Below are 17,833 nucleotides of genomic sequence, written 5' to 3'. Positions count from 1 at the left end.
AATGGTAGAATTGTCAAACAAATATGTAATTTATATTTAACAAATGATACAAATATATGAGGAATCCGGTTATTTCAAACGTTTGGTTACTTTTATAGCGTATACGCCGATTGTAATATTTTTTCGGATTGCCTAAAGTCGCACGGGCACTTGCGCCAAATGCGCGGGTTGAGTTCGGCCACTAGTTCCTGAATGCATACAAACCGCTACGGGAGGCGTTGCTAAGTTCTGAGGAGATCAAACCCATGGCTTTATATAAACAGCGTTACCACGATGTTCACAAAGGGCCGGCGACGTATGAGATCACTGGAAAAGAGACAAAAATTGTTGATGGCCAATCCAAACAGGATTACAAAGGCGGCATGAAGCTGACTGTGGGCGCCGGACAGTTGGAAATACGCGCTGCTACCTTGCGCGACATCAGTTTAATGCACTCCGATATCGATTGGAACCATTGGTCTACGGCGGGCGTGGCAACGATTTCAAGTTACGGTGTCAATCTTAATGCCTACGGCCTATTTCATTTGGCCGCCGTGCTTTCTGCTGCGTCGGGCATGACGGTGACCAGTTGCGGTATTGCTTTATGGGGAAATTATCATTTGGTGCAGGTTCTGGTGACCCTGTCAGGCAAAAAGTTTTCCAATACGATAAAAGAAGAAAGGACGCTAAAACGGAATGTGCTCAGCGCAATCAAGTTTATCACCGTCAATAAACACAATATTAACGCTGCAAGATCCAACACGACCTGATCGGGTAAGGCAATACAGATGGCATTCTACAAGAGCAGTTTTACGAACAGATATCAGCAAGACGTGCAGGCTACGTTTGTGCAAAAAGAGAATCTGACGTCAAAAGCTTTCACGACGTTGAATTATGACAATGGTCTCTTGATCGATGCCAGCGGCCAGGTTTATAGCCGCAATAGCCAAACATTCAATTTCGATTGTGGCGATGTCACAACGACTTATGATCGATCCATGTCTATGGCCGCCCTCAATGTTGGAATGTCGGCATTGAACTTGCAATATAACGTGGCTACGTATACCCATTCGTTCTCTTATAAGACCGAGATAGCCGCGCTCTATGGGCTGGCCGGAGTCTTATTCCTGAACCCCTCTCCCTTGAAGGTCGTGCATGCGAACACGGGTTTTGCATGGTTCAAGGGTGGGATCACCACTTTCAACGCCATTCATAAGGAAAAAACGAAGGCGTTTGTGGAAGATGAAAGAAAGAACGACATTAATTTTTTCGCGTTAACGTTGAAGTGGTGAAAGAAAATGGCGCTTTTCATTAAAAATGCAACTGATCAATATGATAAAGATGCGACGTTTGACTATAAGCAGCCGTTGTCCAGAACGGTTGGCCAAGCCTCGGTCCACACTCACAGTAACGACATTCAATGGCTGACAGATACAAGCATTACCTGCAAATCGCCTAAAGTCACGGAGACGTACGAGACTATTGAAAAAATTTCCGGGCTGGACTTCTATATGTATCTATCGAAAATGTCCGCCGCTCCGTTTAGCCTCGGTATGCATGGCTACAGCATCAATATGTCGGGGTTGTATGCAAACACATCGGTCATCACAATTAACCTGGGGCGCAGATTTCTGTTGCCTTCACCTAATCGACATAATGTCGGCTTGTGGCAGGTAAAGGTGGAAACGATTAACACTGAAAATAACACCAGAGCGCGTTCACGAGCAAAGCAGAAAAAATCAATGAGCGCGGTGTACGCGGAATATATCAAAAGCAAGAAGACGCAAACGTAAATTCATGAAAACAATAAAACCAATGCGCGCCGGGGTGCTGACCAGGCCATACCAATGGAGGGGTCAGACCCGATTGTCCTGCGGCGTATATGTGCTGATTTCCGCAGACGGTAAAGGGCCATACTTGCAGTCGGATCAGAAAATCTGGGCCGAAGTGCTACCAACACTCGATAGTGGTGGGGTACTTGATCAGGTTATGCCAAAGGCGCACCCCGAATATCTTGTGAGTGGGTTTGCTTATACGGCGCATCAGACCGACAAAAAACAGTGCATGGTCAGGGTGGAAGTGGGAGATCTGCACAAAGAGCTACGTGTTTATGGAGACCGTTACTGGGTTGGCAACTCACTGACACAGGCCGAGTCGTTTGAGCAGATGCCGTTAGATTGGGCGCATGCCTTCGGAGGCCCCGCCTTTGAACAGAACCCGCAGGGAAAAGGCATCGATCCCATTCAAGTCAATGGAACCAGTACGGTGCCAGCCCCCAACGTGGAAGATCCGTTGCACGGGGTCAATAAGAAAAGTGATCGGCCTGCACCGGCGTCATTTGGGCCTATAGGGCCGAGCCATCCCATGAAAATGACCCTGCAAGGAAGTTACAGCGAGGAGTGGCAGAAGTACGATTTTCCCGGATTTTTGCCGGATATGGATCCGACTATCTTCAATAGTGCGGCAGATAACCAGCAGTGGCGCCATCAGGAAGAACTGCCGCTGGGAGAAACGTTCCGTGTGTGGAATATGCACCCGCAAGTCGAATGCTGGCAGAGCAGCATTCTGCCTCTTCGGGCAAGGTTCCTGCTGCTGGCGCGCGACCAGCAGCATCGTCAATATCTGCGGGAAGTGGACAATATGCGCGCTTCAACAGTCTGGCTGATTCCTGAACTTCAGTCATACATCCTCATGTTTCATGGTTCCGTCGAGATTCTGGATACAGAAGCGGATGACGTAGAAGTTGTCATGGCTGGCGTTGAATATCGCGACAGCCCGAGAAGTTTCGAGCATTACGAAAATGTGATGATGCAAAGGCTGGATCCGGAAAAGGTCATGCATCATCTTGAAAAAGACGAAGAACTGGTGCCGCAAGCCTTGTTGCGCGCGGATGACGAGACCGATTACTCGGTCGGTAAAGATAAACTGGGGGAGCGTCTGCGTCTATACATTAGTCATCAGGAGAAACAGGCTACGTCATGGTTCGACAACCAGGGGCTGGACTATAAAGCCGTGATACCTGACTTTGTCGGGCCGCCAGAAGCGCCGGATGTTTTTTTCAATAACCCGGATCGGCAAACCAAATTAGCAGAAGATGCACAAATCCAGGCTATGGCGCTGATGCGTGAGTCTTCCGATCCACAGATGGAGCACCTGGCTGATATGCTGGACGGGGCGTATGCCGGCACGGACGGCCCGCCGATCGATATTTCCGGCCCTCCCGACATGAGCATGATGCAGAATGCAAAGGCGCTGGCATCAAGCGGCACGCAGGAGTCGGCCCGACCTCAGACAGATGAGACGTTCGATGCGCTGACGTCCTCGGTGCGAAAATCCTATCTTTATTCTGTGCAATATCAAGCGGCAGCACCTGCGCTGGATACGGCGGCCAGCTCGCCATTGCGTGAAGAAGTGATGAGGCGGTATCGGCTGGACGGCAATCTTTCGGAAATGGATCTAACTGGCGCGGACCTGAGCGGCCTTGTTCTGGACGGTGCCGATTTTTCGGGCGCGTTTTTGGAAAGCGTCAATTTTGAGGGAGCGCGGTTGACCGATGTCAACTTTTCTGAAGCGGTGCTTGCCAGGACCAGGTTTAGTCATTGCGTGCTCAAGTCGCTGGATTTCACAAAGGCAAATTTGAGTGAATCCTTGTTCAGCCAAGCGACTGTTGAGCACTGCAAGTTTCGGGAAACGCAGTTTCTTAAAATGAAGGTAAGGGCCTCAAAAATTGTCGGATGCAGTTTTGCGAATCACATCAGTGACGAAATTGAATTTGATAATGCAATGTTGGTGGATTGCCGTTTCGACTCGTGCATCTGGTCCGAAATGAAAATGCGCAAGACGGAGTTCCAGCGCTGCACATTCAATAAATGGGCGGTTGTAGAATCAAATTTCGACGGCTCGCGGTTTGATGAAACTCGGTTGGTGGATGTGTCTTTTACGACGTCCGAACTTAACGATTGTATGTTCACCAGGAGCGATCTGAATAATCTGCTTATTGAAGACGATGTGAATATGACAGGTGCCCAGTTTATAGGAAGCAGATTGAAAGAATGTAATTTTATTGGTACCGAAATAACGGGAGCGCAGTTCAACTACAGCGATATATCAGAATCTGATTTCTCTCAGGCGATTCTGAGAGACTGTTGTTTTGACCATGCGATTGCTCGCGAGGCCATTTTTCACAAATCGGATTTGAGAGGTAGCAGTTTCAGAAATGCGAATTTGATCCAGGCTTCACTTGAAAAAGCCAATTTGATTGGGTGCTGTTTTGATGGCGCCGCCATGTTCAGGACGAACGTGTCGAAAGTGGATGTAGACCACTCGACCAGCACGAGCGGAGCCTATAAAGACCAGTTGGAGCTGTATCCTGTATTTCGCGATACTGAAGCTAGCGTGTTTAGGGTGTTCGACAATGGATAACGTCAAGCTTAATGGGTACCTTGAGCGCGGAGAGCCATGCACCAACGAAGTATTTTCCGGCTTGGTATTCAAAGACCTGGATATGTCTGGAATGATTTTTGATCATGTCGATTTTTCCAGGACGCAATTTATCAATTGTGATCTGCAGGACTGTACACTGGATGCATGCAAATTGACGGGTTCTATTATGGAGTCTGTTAATTTGAATGATTGTATTTTTACCAATTGTGAGATGTCGCGCGTTCACTTGGTTAGTTGCCAGATTGTTGATACGACGTTCAACGATAGCGTGATGAATGAGTCGGTTTGGGAAAATTGCCAGCTAACGCTTTCTATCGTGCGAACGTCCCCATTGCAAGGGGCTCGCATCGATTGCAAAGAGATTGTCAAATGTATTTTTCACGAAACCAACCTTGACCATTGCCGGTTTGGCCAAGCCGATCTGGACAATGTCGTGTTCCTGGAAAGCGATTTGCGACAGACTGAATTTGCGGGAGAGTTGTTCAGCCAGGTGGTGTTTATCGGCTGCGACTTGCGTGAAAAAGACTTTTCGGGCAAGACGTTTGTGGCATGCCAGTTTACCGAAGCACGTTTGGAGGATTCGAATTTTACCGGTGCTCGTGTCAGCGGTTCCATGTTTGCCCAATGCAATTTATTGCGCGCCAAACTTGATAACCTGGAAGGTGACGAGACGATTTTCACCGGTGCCAGCCTGGAGCACGTATCGGCTACCCATGCCAAATTGAACAAGACGATTTGGTCAGAGGCCAATGCCAGCAATGCCAATTTCCGTCATTCGGAGCTGGAATATGCGGTTTTTGAGAAGTCAGATTGCGAAAATGTCAGTTTCGAGCAATGCAAGCTTTCCTATTCCAATTTTGACTATGCCAATTTAGCTGGTACGAATTTCAAAGGTGCAAGTTCGGTGTATATGCATACGCATGGTGCGACGGGTACGCCAAAGCATTCCGGCAATGTGACTATCACAAACGACATGCCTTTACGTCGTGCCGAGCTTTATAGCGTACGGCATAAAAACCCTTTTTTCTAGGAGAATAACCATGTATAACACGACTTCACTGGGGGGCGGATTTCTGGGGTTCCCTGATTGCTGCAAAACGCCTCCTGCCGGCATGGCGCCCCTTCCGTATCCGAATTTCGGCACGCATCTGCTTGCGCCAAACCCATGCTTCCGAATCCTGTTTTGCGGTGCGCCCGTGCACAATAAAGGGACAACCAAGGTGATTTCTTTTGGTGATCAACCAGGCGTGGCAGGAGGTATTGCCTCACAAGTGTTTATGAGTAAAACGAGTCATCTGGCCAACTACTCTAAAACCTATAAACTCAAGAACAAACCCTCTGTTCGATTTACCGGGATCGAAAAAAGCAATCGCCGCAACGTGATTGTATTTGATGCAGCCCCCAGTGTGCAGTTCAAAGTGGAGACGCCAGCTGCTTGATGCTTTCTGACGGGATTTGATCCACAAGGATCACAGCAACTTGTTCCTCGGGAAGATATCGTATGGGTATTTTTCCTTGTCCGCACACCAGGGCATAGGTTTCACTTGTCATCGCTTCGAACGCGGTTACTTTGATCTCTGAAGATTCCGGACGCAGCTCGAAGGTATAGTAATTATCGATGTCACCGCCGCTGCCTACCATTTTGGTTGAGATAATTTCGGCATGACTGCTGATGCCCTGTGTGATAATCGACTGGCGGCGCTGCTTTTTCTGTTTCAGAAGTTTGGCGTTGCTGAAGAAATACGGGATAACCAATAATTGAAAGAATAATATAAAAGACAGATAGTAGACGGGCAGATTGATTGTGTAGATAAGTATCCCGATCGTGATGCCGGAAATGATCATCGCGATCTGTGCAAGCAAAACCAGATTCGCGCTAAAGTCGTATTTATCTAAGTCGGGGTCGTTTTCGTTTTGCGTTGTCATCTGTACGGTGGTTACGATATTTTCTTTGATTCAGCACAGACCGCATGCCCTGGTCATTCAGTGATTGCTATTTCGACATCTGATGCAAGTTAATCCAGCTTTTTACGAGCTTTGAACAAGCCAATGCGATGCGTGCATAGTAGTTTATCTGCTACGTTCTCACAAGTATCAATATTCGGATTGAAGCGGCACAGAAGAGGTTCGCCATTGTCGGGATAGATCGGCTTGGTATTGTGCATTGGCCCCGGGGTTGCTGCGAGTGCGATCTGTGCACGCACTTGGGCGCTTCAAACCTAACTATGTGTGTCGTTCACAATCCAGCCGTCGATTCCTTTGGAGCGCTTATTCGATAGCGCCATGCGATACTCGAAGCGTTCCGGGTTGTAGACAGCAATCAGATATTCGACCGGGCGTCCCAATGTATCGCGGGTTAAGCGTTTGATGCACAGCAGGGGTGATGAGATACCCACATCCAGCGCATCAGCATGATGCACGTCTGCTGCCGTTGCGGTAAATGATTGTTCTGCCGAACCAAGCTTGATGCCTAATCCTTTCAACAACGCCTGCAAGGGCTGCTGCGTCATATCGTCTTTGGTATAGCGCCGACCAATATCCTCGGGCACGTAGGTGATCAGATAGGAAAAAGGCTTGTCGTCGTGATAACGAACGCGTATCGCCTTTTGTACTTTGCTTTTGGCCGGCAATTCCAGCTGGTGTGCAGCCATCTGGCCGGCTGTCTCATATTCAAAACTCAGCAGGCGCACCTGGGTGCCGGTGCCCATTTTATTCAGATGATCTACCAGCTTGTTGATGTCTGCAGACAAGGGGTGCGTGGCGACGTTGCGGGCTATCGGAAAGGTCCCTGAACCCTGACGTCGCTCTACCAGGCCTTCGCTTTGCAATAGGTCCAGCGACCGACGAATGGTCAGGCGCGACACCTGGTATGTTTCTGCCAGTATGTTTTCGCCCGGCATCGCCTCTTGATGGTCATATTGACCGTTCTCGATCGCTTGTTTGAGCAAACGATAAATTTTGTAGTAGCGCGGCGTGGGATTATCAATCATATGGGCAGTCAGTCGGCAGTTACTCCGGTGAATTTTACGACGTCGGCGTAGCGTTTAATGTCTTCGGACACAAACCGCGCAAATTCCTCTGGCGTGCTGGTGACCACGACACCGCCTTCGGGTTCAATCATTTTCACAAAATTCTCGTGTTGCGCCCCTTTTACTGCAGCGTCGTTCAACTGCGCCAGGCGTTCTTTGGACATGCCGGCAGGACCAAACATGCCGAACCATGCCTTGGAAGAGAAGCCTTTGACGGTGTCTCCGATTGGCGGCGCAGAGGGAAACTGCTTCATGGGTTCGGGGCTGGTCACGCCGAGAATCTTGATGCGCTCTCCACCGGCTAGCGGCATGACGTTGACCGCACTGGCAAACATCAAGTCCACTTGTTCGCCCACGATATCCTGCATGGCGGGGGATGTGCCTTTGTACGGGACGTTCAGACCCTTGATGTCTGCTCCCATCTCAAAGCTGGCCGTCGCCATGTGCAGGGATGAACCCATGCCGCCAATCGCAAATGAATACTTGCCCGGCTCTTTCCTGGCCATTTCAATCAGCGATGAAATGTCTGACGCCGGGAAGTTTTTACGAGCAACCAGTACGCTGGGCACTTCGGCGAGCATGGTGATGGGTGTGAAATCTTTTTCCGGGTCGAATGGCAGCTTTTTGTAAAGCGTGGCATTGACCGTAAAACTGGTAAAGCTGATCAAAAGTGTATTGCCATCCTTGGGAGCACGGGCAACCGCATCGGCGGCGATATTTCCGCCGGCGCCTGGTCGGTTCTCGACAATGACGGTTTGTCCAAGTATGCCGCTCATCTGCTGGGCAATTCCCCGGGCCACACGGTCGGTGGTGCCGCCTGGTGTGGCTCCTACGACTAGTTTAAGTGGCGGTTTGTCTGCTGCGTAGGTGGGAAGGCCGGTGGTGCAGGCAAGAATAACGGCGAGCAGGCCAGCACGTAAATAGGATTGGTGCATGCAAAGTCTCCTCTGATTATGTGCATGTAAAGAATGTATTAAATCATATACATGTACTGATAACAATACAAGTGAAATATGAACTGCAGTAGCGCCGGAAGCTATATTTCACTTGTCGGGCAGCGAGCCATCACAAATGGAATGGTGCAGTCCTTTACGGTGTGGAGGGCTTTTTGTTACTTGTATGCTCCCTTGGTATGTTCCTTTATATCTGCCGGGGTTTGCGCAAGTTGCTAAGGCGGGCCACGGTTGCCATATGCATCACAAATGCAATGCCGGCTGCCGTTGTGATAAACTTCAAGGCTACTGAATGTGCCGTGCCTGCTCGCTTTTTTGCGCCCAAGCATGCGGCCGTTGCATCGTCGTCGTGCGAATGAAATCGGCCGTCACCATGTGGCCCACTCGCAGGTAAATGCGTGGCCGAAACAATACCTAATGCGTCTTTTCCATTCTTCTCTTGTATTCATATCCGTTCTGATCGCCTGGTTTGCCGTCTCCAATCTCGGGTTGGTAAGTGCGTTTCTGCTACCTTCCCCCCAACGGGTCTGGTCCACGTTCATCACGCTGCTTTCCAATGGTAAGCTCGCTCAGCATATCGGTGTATCGCTGGGGCGGGTGGGGGCGGGGTATGCGATCGCCGTATTGCTGGCTTTGGTGATCAGCCTGGCGATGATCAACTGGAAGGCGCTGGCTCGCCTGCTGGATCCGCCAATGGAGTTCGTGCGTCAGATTCCGCCCCTGGCGCTGATGCCGCTTTTAATGCTCTGGCTGGGTATTGGCGAAACACAAAAAATCGGCATTATTATTCTGGCGTGCTTTTTCCCCATCTTCCTCAGTTTCCGCGGCGGCTTTGCGCAGGTGGATCCCAAGCTGCTTGAAGTCGGCCGCGCCGCCGGTTTCAGCCGCATGCAGTTGATGCGCCGAATTGCCATCCCGGCCGCGTTGCCGGCGATGTTTGTTGGTTTGCGCGTAGGCCTGGGCTACGGGTGGCGCGCACTGGTCGGTGCAGAGCTAATTGCTTCAGCTGCTGGTCTGGGCTATATGATTCTTGATGCCCAGGACCTGGCACGAACCGATATCGTGCTGGTGGGCGTTCTGGTGATTGGCATCATCGGCCTGTTGGCCGACAGTGGGCTCAAGGCATTGGTGCGGTGGCGTTTCCCCTGGCTGCGCCAGGAAATGGAGCTGCCCCATGCCTGAGCTGCGTAATATTCGTCATGGCTATTGCCTGCCCGACGGCACGCGGCGGGAAGTGTTGCAGGGCATTGATCTGAAACTGGATAAGGGCGGATTTTACGTTCTGCTGGGCCGCTCCGGCTGCGGCAAGTCAACGCTGTTGCGTCTGATGGCCGGGTTGGAAACGCCCAATGCTGGTCAATTCGAACATACCGGCGAATCGGTGGGTGTGGTCTTTCAGGAACCGCGGCTGATGCCCTGGCTCACGGTGGCGCAAAACGCCGGTTTTCTCCTGCAATCAAAGCTGGCCCGTCCCGAAATAGACTTGCGGGTCGACCGGGCATTGAAAATGGTCGGTCTTCATGATGTTCGTGATGCCTGGCCGAACCAGTTGTCGGGCGGGATGGCGCAGCGCGTGGCCATTGCCCGTGCGTTGGTGGTGCAACCTGCGCTTTTGCTGATGGACGAGCCTTTTGGTGCGCTCGACGCATTTACGCGCAAGCAGATGCAGGATGACCTGATCAGGATCTGGCGCGAACTGGGGCAAACCATTGTGTTCGTTACGCATGATCTGGAGGAAGCCGTTCGTCTGGGCCAGACCATTCTTGTGATTGATCAGGGCCGCTTTACCCTGCGCCTGGATCTGGATGCCGCCTACCCGCGCACCGGGGCTGAGCCCGCGATCAATACGGCCCGCCAACATCTGCTTGACCGGCTGTTCGCCTGTCCCAATTCAAACTCTTAAGGAATTCTTATGAATAAACGCATTTTTGTGCTGGCTACGGCACTGGCCGCGAGCTTGCTAGCCTCTGGCGTCAGCTTTGCAGAAACGACAAAAGCCGCAGTCTCCTACGTGACGGCGCCTTTTAACGTTCCCTCAATTGTCATGCGCGAAAAGGGCTATCTGGACGAGGCCTTTGCTGCCCATGGCGTGAAACTGAGCCATCCGGAGATTACCTCTGGTGCGGCGCAGACCCAGGCGCTTGCCGCCGGCGAGCTGCAGATCGCCTCGGTACTGGGGGGAACCTCTGCGATCCTGGCCAACGCCAATGGCGCGGATGTTGTGATCATGGGCGCTTATGCCCGCGCGCCCAAAGCATACTTCGTCATGGCAGCGGCCAATGGCCCGACCGATATCAAGTCACTTAAGGGTAAAAAGGTGGCCGGGCCCAAGGGAACGGTGCTCAATCAACTACTGGTGGCCGCACTGGCGGCCGAAAAATTGACTTTGGATGATATTGAATATATCAATATGGATCTGCCAACCGCACGTGCAGCTTTGCTGGCTGGTCGTGTTGATGCAGTGACGCTGGCGGGCGCCAATGCCACGCAGGTTGAGGCCGCGGGTGGTCATATCATTGTCAACGGTGAAGGACTGATCGCACCCACAACGGTCATCGGCACCAGTCGCGCTTTTGCCAAGGCCAATCCTCAATTGCTCAAGGCCTATTTCCAGGCTCACCTGAAGGCGCTTGATTTTATGCGCGAACACCCGGACGACGCATTGGCCATCGCCGCCGAAGATCAGGACATCAGCCTTGACGAAGCGCGCAAGCAATATGCGCTTTATGATTTTGATCCCAAAATGACTGACGCAGATGTTGCCAATCTTGACGCCGACCAGGCATTCATGATTTCTGCAGGTATGCTGGAAGCATCCAGCAAGATTGATATTCGCAAGGATTTGATTCTGCCATCAGCTTTTGACATCAAATAATAAAAATGAGGCGGGTGGCAGCCGCTATCCGCCCCGCTTGCGGGTAAAAATATGAAACTTTCGCTGCTTGACCAGCTCCAGATCGGCACTGGGCGCGACAGCGCAACCGCGGTTGCCGATACGATCGCGCTCTCGCGTCATCTTGATGCGCTGGGATTTGCACGACATTGGATCGTCGAGCATCATGCTGTCCCATACGAGGCTTGCGTTGACCCGATGGTGCTGGCGCCGGCCCTGGCGGCAGCAACTTCTCGTATCCGGATAGGTATTGGGGGTGTGCTGCTGAACAATTACAGCCCTTATAAAATCGCAGAAAGCGCCCAGACCCTTGCTGCGCTGTATCCGGGGCGCTTCGATCTGGGTATGGGCCAGTCGGTGTCGGGACCCTTGCCCGACCTGGCGCTGCAACCGGATCGCAGTCGTCCGCTGTTGCACGATCAGGGTGACAAGATCCACGAACTGCTGGGCCATCTTTTTGCCGATTTGCCGGCAGATCACGCTTTTGCGAGTCTTAAGGTTATGCCCGATGTCGCACCTGTTCTGCCCTGGATCATGGCCGTTAGTCCAAACTCGGCGGCGCGCGCGGGGGCGCTGGGTTTGCCGCTTGCGCTCTCGGCCTTTCATAAACCGGAATTCGCAGTTGAGTCTGCAGCCAGTTATCGCCGCGCCTTTCGGGCGTCTGATCGCCTGGGCTTGCCACGATCGCCACAAATTTTTCTGGCGATCAGGCTGAGTACGGGTGTTGACCAGGATGAGGCCGAACGGCTGGCCATGCCCATGCGCTGGTGTTTTGATCAGCGTCGTCGACTGGAAACCATGCCCGACCGCTTGCCTACAGTGGATGAAGCGGTAGCGCTGGCCGGCGGCGTCTGGCCTGCAGAAACGGCCCAATGGCCGATGTATACGATCTGCCCCTTGGAGCATTTGCGTGATCGGTTGCTCATGATGGCGCAAGCCGTTGGCTGCGACGAGATCATGCTGCAAGATGTATTGCCTGACCCAGCCATGAGGCTCGCGCATTACACCGCAATCGCACAGGTGATGGCCGATTGAGTTCGCCTTTTTTGCGCAGAAGCGATAGCAGTTTAACTACGCTAAGACGCGTCTAAATACAAGGACGTAACAAACAGTATCAATTCCGGATTGCTGGTTAAGGGTTTTTGTCGCAGAATATGATTACGTAGTCATTTTTTGACAAAAGTGCTATCGCATGCCGTGTTGCTTCGGCGTTCGGCCGTCACCTTCGGAAATTGACCTGCCTGTCTGTAAGAACTAACAATAATTCACGAGCCTATTGCTGCTTTAGAGGAGGATTCATCATGAGTTTATCAATTGCACCCGTTCACCCCCATTTTGTTGGTGAAGTGAGTCACGTCGATCTTCGGAGTGCTGACAATCAAGCGTTGCAGGCGATCCGGGATGGAATGGACAAGTACGCAGTACTCGTTTTTCATGGTCAGCCGATGACGAACGATGAACAATTAACATTTGCTCAGCGTCTGGATGGCGAGCTGCACACTAAAACGTCGCTATCTGTGTTGGAGAAAAGCCGTTTCGGAACCAATGCCATTACGGATATTTCAAATGTAAATGACAAAGGCGAGGTGCTCAAAGCCGATGACCGCCGTCGTGTCAGTTCATTAAGCAATCGGCTTTGGCATACGGACGCGTCTTTTAATGACCCAGCCGGGCGTTATTCTATGTTGTCGGCCAAGGTAGTGCCTCCGGTCAGTGCGGATACGGAATTTGCGGATATGCGTGCTGCCTATGATTGTTTGGATGAAGAAACCAAAGAGAAAATCGAAGGTCTGGCTGTATTTCATTCCATCGTTTATTCGCGTCATGTGCTGGGCTTCGAGTTTGCAGAAGAAGAAAAGGCCAAGTTGCCCGGTGCCGTTCATCCTCTGGTTCGCGTCATTCCCCGTTCTGAAAGAAAATCGTTGTATTTGGCCTCACATGCCTCGCATATTGTTGACTGGCCTGTGCCCGAAGGTCGCGCCTTGCTGCGCGAGCTAACCGAACATGCAACCGCCCGTGAGTTTGTCTATCGGCATGCCTGGAAAGAAAATGATTTTGTAATATGGGACAACCGGGCGACGATGCATCGGGGTTTGCCCTTTGATGACAAAAAATACCCCAGAGAGTTACGCCGGACGACCACGCTGGACCTTGAAATGGTAACCGCCTGAACCACAGTGGCGATGCAGCAATAAGATACTTCGAAAACTAGTTGGCTGCATCACAGGCGAAATAATGACTTATAACAAGGAAGAGACAAAGCTATGACTGTAAATGCAACTGACATAAAAGCGTCAGGGAAGTCGGGTGTGCCGCCGTTTGCTGAAAATACGGCCTCCAATGCCGATCCGGCATCCGTGGGCGCGCCCATACCTTCAACATTCTGGGGTTATGTGAAGTCCTTTGGACCTGGTATTGTCCTTGTCCTTACCTGGTTAGGGGCGGGAGACCTGGTCGACAATGCGGTGGCAGGAGCCCATTATGGGTACACTCTGATGTGGGGGCTTGCGCTGGCATTGGTTGTGCGATATCTGCTTGTCAGCATTATCGCCAACTATCAACTGATGAATATACAGGGACATACCATCTTTGAAGGGTATACCAAGGTATGGAAGTATTATCCAATATTGCTGGCAATTGGCGGCGTCGTTCTTGGCCACTTTTATGAGTCTTATACCATCAAAGGGTCAGGAGAGGCCCTGTATTATCTGACCGGCCAATCGGGTTCCGTCATGCTCTGGAGTATTGTCGCTGTGATCGCGGCGGTGCTGATTACTGGTAAGGCGGTATACCGCTATCTGGAAAATGTAGAAAAAATTATTCTGGTGGTTCTGGCCGCGAGCCTCATAGGCGGTGCCATTGTGGCAAAACCAGATGTTAGCGCGATTGTCGCTGGTACTTTGGCGTTTGAGGTTCCTCAGACAGTGGGCTCTTATGGCGCTTTACTGATTGTTATATCCCTCATTGGTGCGGTAGGTGGTTCGCTGGCCAATTTGCTATATCCCACATTCATGAAAGAAAAAGGATATATCCGACCGGAGCATCGCAAAGTGCAACGGTATGATTTGCTATTCGGAATTTTTGTCATTATTGTGCTGGATCTTGCCGTCTGGGTAATGGGGGCAGAAGTATTGCACCCGCGCGGTATAACAATATCCAATTTCAATGACTTGGCGCATCTGCTCGGTCAGGTGGCTGGACGCCTTGGCGAATTAATTATTTATTTGGGGGTGTTGTGCGCCTGTTTCAGTTCGGTCATTGGCTATGCGCACGGGTTTCCGAAAATGGCAATGGAATGTGTGTATTGTGTTGCCCCTGAGCGCAAGGAAAAGTACAAGGCTGCACCCAGCAAAGATCCCCTGTTTCGCCTGACTTACTTTCTTGTTGCCATTTTGCCTTTGATGTGGGCAATTCCCGGTATGCCGGGTTTTATTCTGTTGACGATTTTTGTGAATGCAGCACAGGTTGTGCTGATGCCTCTCGTTTCCATTGGTTTGATAGTGTTGATCAACCGTAAAGATCTCATGGGTGATTTGGCGGGCAATAAATTCCATACCATCATGCTTGTATTTCTCACCGCACTGGCAATTTGGGGGTCGTACGTTACTTTCGCTTCAATGCTGGAAGCTTGAGTGCAGATGCGTATAGGGGTATTGCAGGATGAGGGCGGTGCGGCAGGCTATTGGCCGTTTTTGCTGGTGGTCTCTCGAATGACGAGTTCGTTGGAAAGCCTCACTGTCTCTGGCTTAAGTTCAGGGTTTTCGATCCGCAGCAGCAGACGGTCGACAACCAGAGCAGCCATGCTTGGCAGTGGCTGCCGGATCGTTGTGAGACCGATCGCTTCCCAGCCAGCCATTGGGATATCATCGTATCCCATCACCCAGAGATCTTCGGGAACGCGCTTGCCACACGCCCGGGCGCCATCGAGCGCACCGATTGCGATGATATCATTGGTACAAAAAACGGCGTCAACATCGGGCGCTAAACCCAACAGGGCTTGCATCGCCTGATAGCCATTTTCGTAGGTAAAAACAGTGAATTGAGAAGGAGGGTGAATAAGTCGAATGGGCCTGGTGGCATGCTTCAATTTCTCCATAAACCCTTTTTCTCGATCCAAAATTGTGCTGGCTTCGGAAAATCCGGTAAGCAGGCCGATATGCCGGCGCTTGCCTTTGACAAAATATTCCGCCGCTATCTGGCCGCCGTTGTAATTATCGCTGATCACGGCATCATAGGGCCGACCAGACAGGTTACGGTTCAGAAATACAACCGGCTTGCGATGGGCAATTATCTGGTGTTGTAGCCGGGAAGAGGCAACAGCTGTCGCGAAGATAACGCCGTCAACATCACTTTCAGCAATTGCGCTCGCCGTCGCATCGTCCAGCTCAGTGCTTGTTTCCCATATCGTGGTTTTTAAGCCATGACTCGCTAGCTGGTTGACGAGCAGATGCAAAAGAGACGGGTATAGCGGATTCGTCAGGTTGGCCACGACCACTGCGATGGTGCCACTGCGATTGGTCTTCATCTGACGTGCTGCAGCATTTGGCATATAGCCATGTTCTCGGATTACTTGCAGCACATGTTCGCGTGTTTTGGTCTTGATACTGGGGTGATTTCTGATCACACGTGATACTGTGCTTTGCGATACGCCTGCTAGAAGGGCGATATCCTGGCTGGTCAGGTTTTTTTTCATTTGGCGAAATAATATTGTTATGTCATGATAAGCGAATATTTGATTGACCCGTCATCTAGCGGCTCGCTTTGTGTAGTTCATATGAAATAACGTAGCAATGGCGCGTCATATGATATCTATCCATTGAGTAATATAGCAGACGAAAAACTACGACGAGAAATTGCAATTGCTATATTTGAGCGTGCTCCAGGGGTTTGATGTTAGCCAGTACTTCGGCTAGTGCGTCTTTTGTTCGTGCCTGATCGTAGTTCAATTGCAGGCCAGTCCAAAACTCATCAGACGTGCCAAAATAGCGTGACAAACGCAGGCCGGTGTCCACAGTCACAGCTCGATTGCCCGCGATAATCTCACCGATGCGCCTTTGTGATACGCCAATCTCTTTTGCCAGCCGATATTGGCTGATGTTCATCGGTCTCAAAAATTCTTCCAGCAAGATCTCGCCAGGCGTTGGGTATCGTACGGTACGCATAGTCACCTCCTGGTGCTAGTCCACAATTTCAACGTGCTCGATGTCATGCTCAGTTCAGACAAAGCAGATGCGCCATTGATCATTGATACGGATGCTGTATTGTCCTTGCCGACTCCCTTTTAGTCGTTCTTGCCGATTATTCGGTGGGTGCGCCGGTCTGGAATGTTAGCGGCCTTTTCAAGCACGGGCACCGTTTCAATATTGACGAAACGTGCAACTCGGATGCGGTCAAGCATGGTTCTGGTGTTCTTACAGGCAAAGGACTTGATCGTATAGTAACGTAAGGCGTTAGTAACGTAAACAGATAGTATCAAGATCGTGGATAAAGTCGATTCGCCGCTTCCAAGCATTGAAGTCAGCTGAGCGAAGAACAGACGCCACGACCCACGGATGTTCTCTCACATTCTTCCCGACGTGCTCGACCAGTTAACGTCCTGGAAATGTTTGCGTAAATGGTCGATAAATAGTCGCACCTTGTAGGGCAGGTAGCGCTTGCTTTGGATGACCGCATAAATATCCAGTCCTTCGCATTTATAGTCGGGGAGCACCACCTGGAGTCGGCCCTGGGAGATCAATTCTTCGACCATATAGCGCGGATGCATGGAGATGCCGTAGTGGCGCAGCGCCAGATGCAGTAAGGATTCGCCCAGATTCGAGTTGAAAGATCCGCCGACCTGCACTTTATGCAGCTTGCCCTGGGCATCGGTCAATTGCCAGGTGGAGGTGGGGTTTTTCAATGTATGAACCAGGCAGTTGTGGTTTTTTAAATCGGCCGGATGTTTGGGGTTTTTTGCCCGTTCAAGAAAATCGCTAGTGGCAACCAGCACTTGCGGCACCACGGCAATCTTGTAAGCGATCTGGCTGGTGTCACGCAAATGAGGAGCAATTCTGACAGACAGATCCATATTTTCTGCAATCAGGTCGCTTCTGCCGTCATCAAGCTGCATGGTGATTTGTACTTCCGTATAGGCTTCCAGGAACGCCTGGACGGCGGGCGCCAGGTGAACGGCACCGAATGAAGGCGGCGAACCCACGCGAATTCTCCCGGTCGGCAGTTGCACTGAGCTGCGTACCAGATCTTTGAGTTCGGTGAGTGCCCGCGACACGCTATCGGCATTGCGCAATAGAATTTCACCGCTTTCTGTCAGACTCACGCGTTTGGTGTTGCGCTGGAGCAATTGCGTTTCGAAGGATTGCTCCAGCCAGGCGATTTTCTTGGAAATAACCGAGCGGCTGGTGCCCAGCCTTTCGGCCGCTTTGGTAAAGCTCAGGCCTTTTGCTACTTCCACAAAGACCCCAATACATTCGACAGTGTTCATGGTCGATCACAACCTTTGTTCGTGATATGGAAACAGTCATTTTGCCATCTGTTCC

Annotated in this window: 18 protein-coding genes and 1 pseudogene; 12 read left to right on the top strand and 7 right to left on the bottom strand. The window is 51.1% G+C overall.

What is annotated here, in order from left to right:
- The first annotated feature begins 245 nt into the window (after nt 1–245).
- The 6 genes from CAP48_RS18500 to CAP48_RS18475 are packed head-to-tail and all read left to right on the top strand — an operon-like array spanning nt 246 to nt 5,861.
- Nucleotides 246–749 (top strand): MBG domain-containing protein, encoded by a 504-nt coding sequence (locus CAP48_RS18500; protein ID WP_100699348.1) that lies wholly within the window; start codon nt 246–248, stop codon nt 747–749.
- An 18-nt stretch (nt 750–767) separates the two neighbouring features.
- Entirely contained in the window at nt 768–1,271 is a 504-nt protein-coding gene (locus CAP48_RS18495; protein ID WP_100699347.1) for a hypothetical protein, read from the top strand.
- 6 nt (nt 1,272–1,277) lie between these two features.
- Nucleotides 1,278–1,772 (top strand): hypothetical protein, encoded by a 495-nt coding sequence (locus CAP48_RS18490; protein ID WP_100699346.1) that lies wholly within the window; start codon nt 1,278–1,280, stop codon nt 1,770–1,772.
- Between the two features lie 4 nt (nt 1,773–1,776).
- A complete protein-coding gene (locus CAP48_RS18485) occupies nt 1,777–4,401 on the top strand; it encodes a DUF2169 domain-containing protein (RefSeq protein WP_100699345.1) in 2,625 nt (874 codons plus the stop codon).
- Nucleotides 4,394–5,452, top strand: coding sequence for a pentapeptide repeat-containing protein (locus CAP48_RS18480; RefSeq protein WP_100699344.1), 1,059 nt, complete (start codon nt 4,394–4,396; stop codon nt 5,450–5,452). Before CAP48_RS18485 ends, CAP48_RS18480 begins: the two co-directional genes overlap by 8 nt.
- Nucleotides 5,453–5,462: 10 nt before the next feature.
- The gene (locus tag CAP48_RS18475; protein WP_100699343.1) at nt 5,463–5,861 is read left to right on the top strand and encodes a DUF4150 domain-containing protein; all 399 of its coding nucleotides are present in this window, start codon (nt 5,463–5,465) and stop codon (nt 5,859–5,861) included.
- On the opposite strand, the gene CAP48_RS18470 is transcribed toward CAP48_RS18475, so the two are convergent.
- The 3 genes from CAP48_RS18470 to CAP48_RS18460 form a co-directional block, all read right to left on the bottom strand.
- Nucleotides 5,836–6,348, bottom strand: a complete 513-nt coding sequence (locus CAP48_RS18470) for a hypothetical protein (RefSeq protein WP_100699342.1) — start codon at nt 6,346–6,348, stop codon at nt 5,836–5,838. The genes CAP48_RS18475 and CAP48_RS18470 overlap by 26 nt on opposite strands.
- Nucleotides 6,349–6,641: 293 nt before the next feature.
- Entirely contained in the window at nt 6,642–7,412 is a 771-nt protein-coding gene (locus tag CAP48_RS18465; protein WP_100699341.1) for a GntR family transcriptional regulator, read from the bottom strand.
- 8 nt (nt 7,413–7,420) lie between these two features.
- Nucleotides 7,421–8,386 carry a tripartite tricarboxylate transporter substrate binding protein gene (locus CAP48_RS18460; RefSeq protein ID WP_100699340.1) on the bottom strand — a complete coding sequence of 322 codons (966 nt, stop codon included), beginning with the start codon at nt 8,384–8,386 and terminating at the stop codon, nt 7,421–7,423.
- 435 nt (nt 8,387–8,821) lie between these two features.
- On the opposite strand from CAP48_RS18460, the gene CAP48_RS18455 reads away from it, so the two are divergent.
- The 6 genes from CAP48_RS18455 (at nt 8,822) to CAP48_RS18430 (ending at nt 14,929) form a co-directional block, all read left to right on the top strand.
- Nucleotides 8,822–9,586 (top strand): ABC transporter permease, encoded by a 765-nt coding sequence (locus tag CAP48_RS18455; RefSeq protein ID WP_100699521.1) that lies wholly within the window; start codon nt 8,822–8,824, stop codon nt 9,584–9,586.
- A complete protein-coding gene (locus CAP48_RS18450) occupies nt 9,579–10,307 on the top strand; it encodes an ABC transporter ATP-binding protein (RefSeq protein WP_100699339.1) in 729 nt (242 codons plus the stop codon). The genes CAP48_RS18455 and CAP48_RS18450 overlap by 8 nt, the downstream gene beginning before the upstream one ends.
- Nucleotides 10,308–10,316: 9 nt before the next feature.
- On the top strand, nt 10,317–11,279 hold the full coding sequence (locus CAP48_RS18445) for an ABC transporter substrate-binding protein (protein WP_100699338.1): 963 nt from the start codon (nt 10,317–10,319) through the stop codon (nt 11,277–11,279).
- Between the two features lie 51 nt (nt 11,280–11,330).
- A complete protein-coding gene (locus CAP48_RS18440; protein ID WP_100699337.1) occupies nt 11,331–12,332 on the top strand; it encodes an MsnO8 family LLM class oxidoreductase in 1,002 nt (333 codons plus the stop codon).
- A 266-nt stretch (nt 12,333–12,598) separates the two neighbouring features.
- Nucleotides 12,599–13,468 carry a TauD/TfdA family dioxygenase gene (locus CAP48_RS18435; RefSeq protein ID WP_100699336.1) on the top strand — a complete coding sequence of 290 codons (870 nt, stop codon included), beginning with the start codon at nt 12,599–12,601 and terminating at the stop codon, nt 13,466–13,468.
- Nucleotides 13,469–13,561: 93 nt separating this feature from the next.
- Nucleotides 13,562–14,929, top strand: a complete 1,368-nt coding sequence (locus CAP48_RS18430) for an Nramp family divalent metal transporter (protein ID WP_100699335.1) — start codon at nt 13,562–13,564, stop codon at nt 14,927–14,929.
- 47 nt (nt 14,930–14,976) lie between these two features.
- Here the strand turns inward: CAP48_RS18430 and CAP48_RS18425 are convergent, their stop codons facing one another.
- The 4 genes and pseudogenes from CAP48_RS18425 to CAP48_RS18410 all read right to left on the bottom strand — a co-directional run bounded on the left by CAP48_RS18425 (nt 14,977) and on the right by CAP48_RS18410 (nt 17,778).
- The gene (locus tag CAP48_RS18425; RefSeq protein ID WP_100699334.1) at nt 14,977–15,990 is read right to left on the bottom strand and encodes a LacI family DNA-binding transcriptional regulator; all 1,014 of its coding nucleotides are present in this window, start codon (nt 15,988–15,990) and stop codon (nt 14,977–14,979) included.
- A 169-nt stretch (nt 15,991–16,159) separates the two neighbouring features.
- Nucleotides 16,160–16,459: a HigA family addiction module antitoxin gene (locus tag CAP48_RS18420; RefSeq protein ID WP_100699333.1), complete on the bottom strand. Its 300-nt coding sequence runs from the start codon at nt 16,457–16,459 to the stop codon at nt 16,160–16,162.
- A 54-nt stretch (nt 16,460–16,513) separates the two neighbouring features.
- Nucleotides 16,514–16,695, bottom strand: a pseudogene (locus CAP48_RS18415) (type II toxin-antitoxin system RelE/ParE family toxin).
- Between the two features lie 162 nt (nt 16,696–16,857).
- Nucleotides 16,858–17,778 (bottom strand): LysR family transcriptional regulator, encoded by a 921-nt coding sequence (locus CAP48_RS18410; protein ID WP_100699332.1) that lies wholly within the window; start codon nt 17,776–17,778, stop codon nt 16,858–16,860.
- Nucleotides 17,779–17,833: the final 55 nt, after the last annotated feature.

It is taken from the genome of Advenella sp. S44 (genome assembly GCF_002810445.1).
Taxonomy (GTDB): domain Bacteria; phylum Pseudomonadota; class Gammaproteobacteria; order Burkholderiales; family Burkholderiaceae_B; genus Advenella.
This window is presented reverse-complemented; position numbering and strand designations above follow the sequence as displayed.

Bases quoted from the DNA above. Each gene is read 5' to 3' on its own strand.
- CAP48_RS18500 (WP_100699348.1), top strand. From the start codon at position 246: ATGGCTTTATATAAACAGCGTTACCACGATGTTCACAAAGGGCCGGCG.
- CAP48_RS18495 (WP_100699347.1), top strand. From the start codon at position 768: ATGGCATTCTACAAGAGCAGTTTTACGAACAGATATCAGCAAGACGTG.
- CAP48_RS18490 (WP_100699346.1), top strand. From the start codon at position 1,278: ATGGCGCTTTTCATTAAAAATGCAACTGATCAATATGATAAAGATGCG.
- CAP48_RS18485 (WP_100699345.1), top strand. From the start codon at position 1,777: ATGAAAACAATAAAACCAATGCGCGCCGGGGTGCTGACCAGGCCATAC.
- CAP48_RS18480 (WP_100699344.1), top strand. From the start codon at position 4,394: ATGGATAACGTCAAGCTTAATGGGTACCTTGAGCGCGGAGAGCCATGC.
- CAP48_RS18475 (WP_100699343.1), top strand. From the start codon at position 5,463: ATGTATAACACGACTTCACTGGGGGGCGGATTTCTGGGGTTCCCTGAT.
- CAP48_RS18470 (WP_100699342.1), bottom strand. From the start codon at position 6,348: ATGACAACGCAAAACGAAAACGACCCCGACTTAGATAAATACGACTTT.
- CAP48_RS18465 (WP_100699341.1), bottom strand. From the start codon at position 7,412: ATGATTGATAATCCCACGCCGCGCTACTACAAAATTTATCGTTTGCTC.
- CAP48_RS18460 (WP_100699340.1), bottom strand. From the start codon at position 8,386: ATGCACCAATCCTATTTACGTGCTGGCCTGCTCGCCGTTATTCTTGCC.
- CAP48_RS18455 (WP_100699521.1), top strand. From the start codon at position 8,822: ATGCGTCTTTTCCATTCTTCTCTTGTATTCATATCCGTTCTGATCGCC.
- CAP48_RS18450 (WP_100699339.1), top strand. From the start codon at position 9,579: ATGCCTGAGCTGCGTAATATTCGTCATGGCTATTGCCTGCCCGACGGC.
- CAP48_RS18445 (WP_100699338.1), top strand. From the start codon at position 10,317: ATGAATAAACGCATTTTTGTGCTGGCTACGGCACTGGCCGCGAGCTTG.
- CAP48_RS18440 (WP_100699337.1), top strand. From the start codon at position 11,331: ATGAAACTTTCGCTGCTTGACCAGCTCCAGATCGGCACTGGGCGCGAC.
- CAP48_RS18435 (WP_100699336.1), top strand. From the start codon at position 12,599: ATGAGTTTATCAATTGCACCCGTTCACCCCCATTTTGTTGGTGAAGTG.
- CAP48_RS18430 (WP_100699335.1), top strand. From the start codon at position 13,562: ATGACTGTAAATGCAACTGACATAAAAGCGTCAGGGAAGTCGGGTGTG.
- CAP48_RS18425 (WP_100699334.1), bottom strand. From the start codon at position 15,990: ATGAAAAAAAACCTGACCAGCCAGGATATCGCCCTTCTAGCAGGCGTA.
- CAP48_RS18420 (WP_100699333.1), bottom strand. From the start codon at position 16,459: ATGCGTACCGTACGATACCCAACGCCTGGCGAGATCTTGCTGGAAGAA.
- CAP48_RS18410 (WP_100699332.1), bottom strand. From the start codon at position 17,778: ATGAACACTGTCGAATGTATTGGGGTCTTTGTGGAAGTAGCAAAAGGC.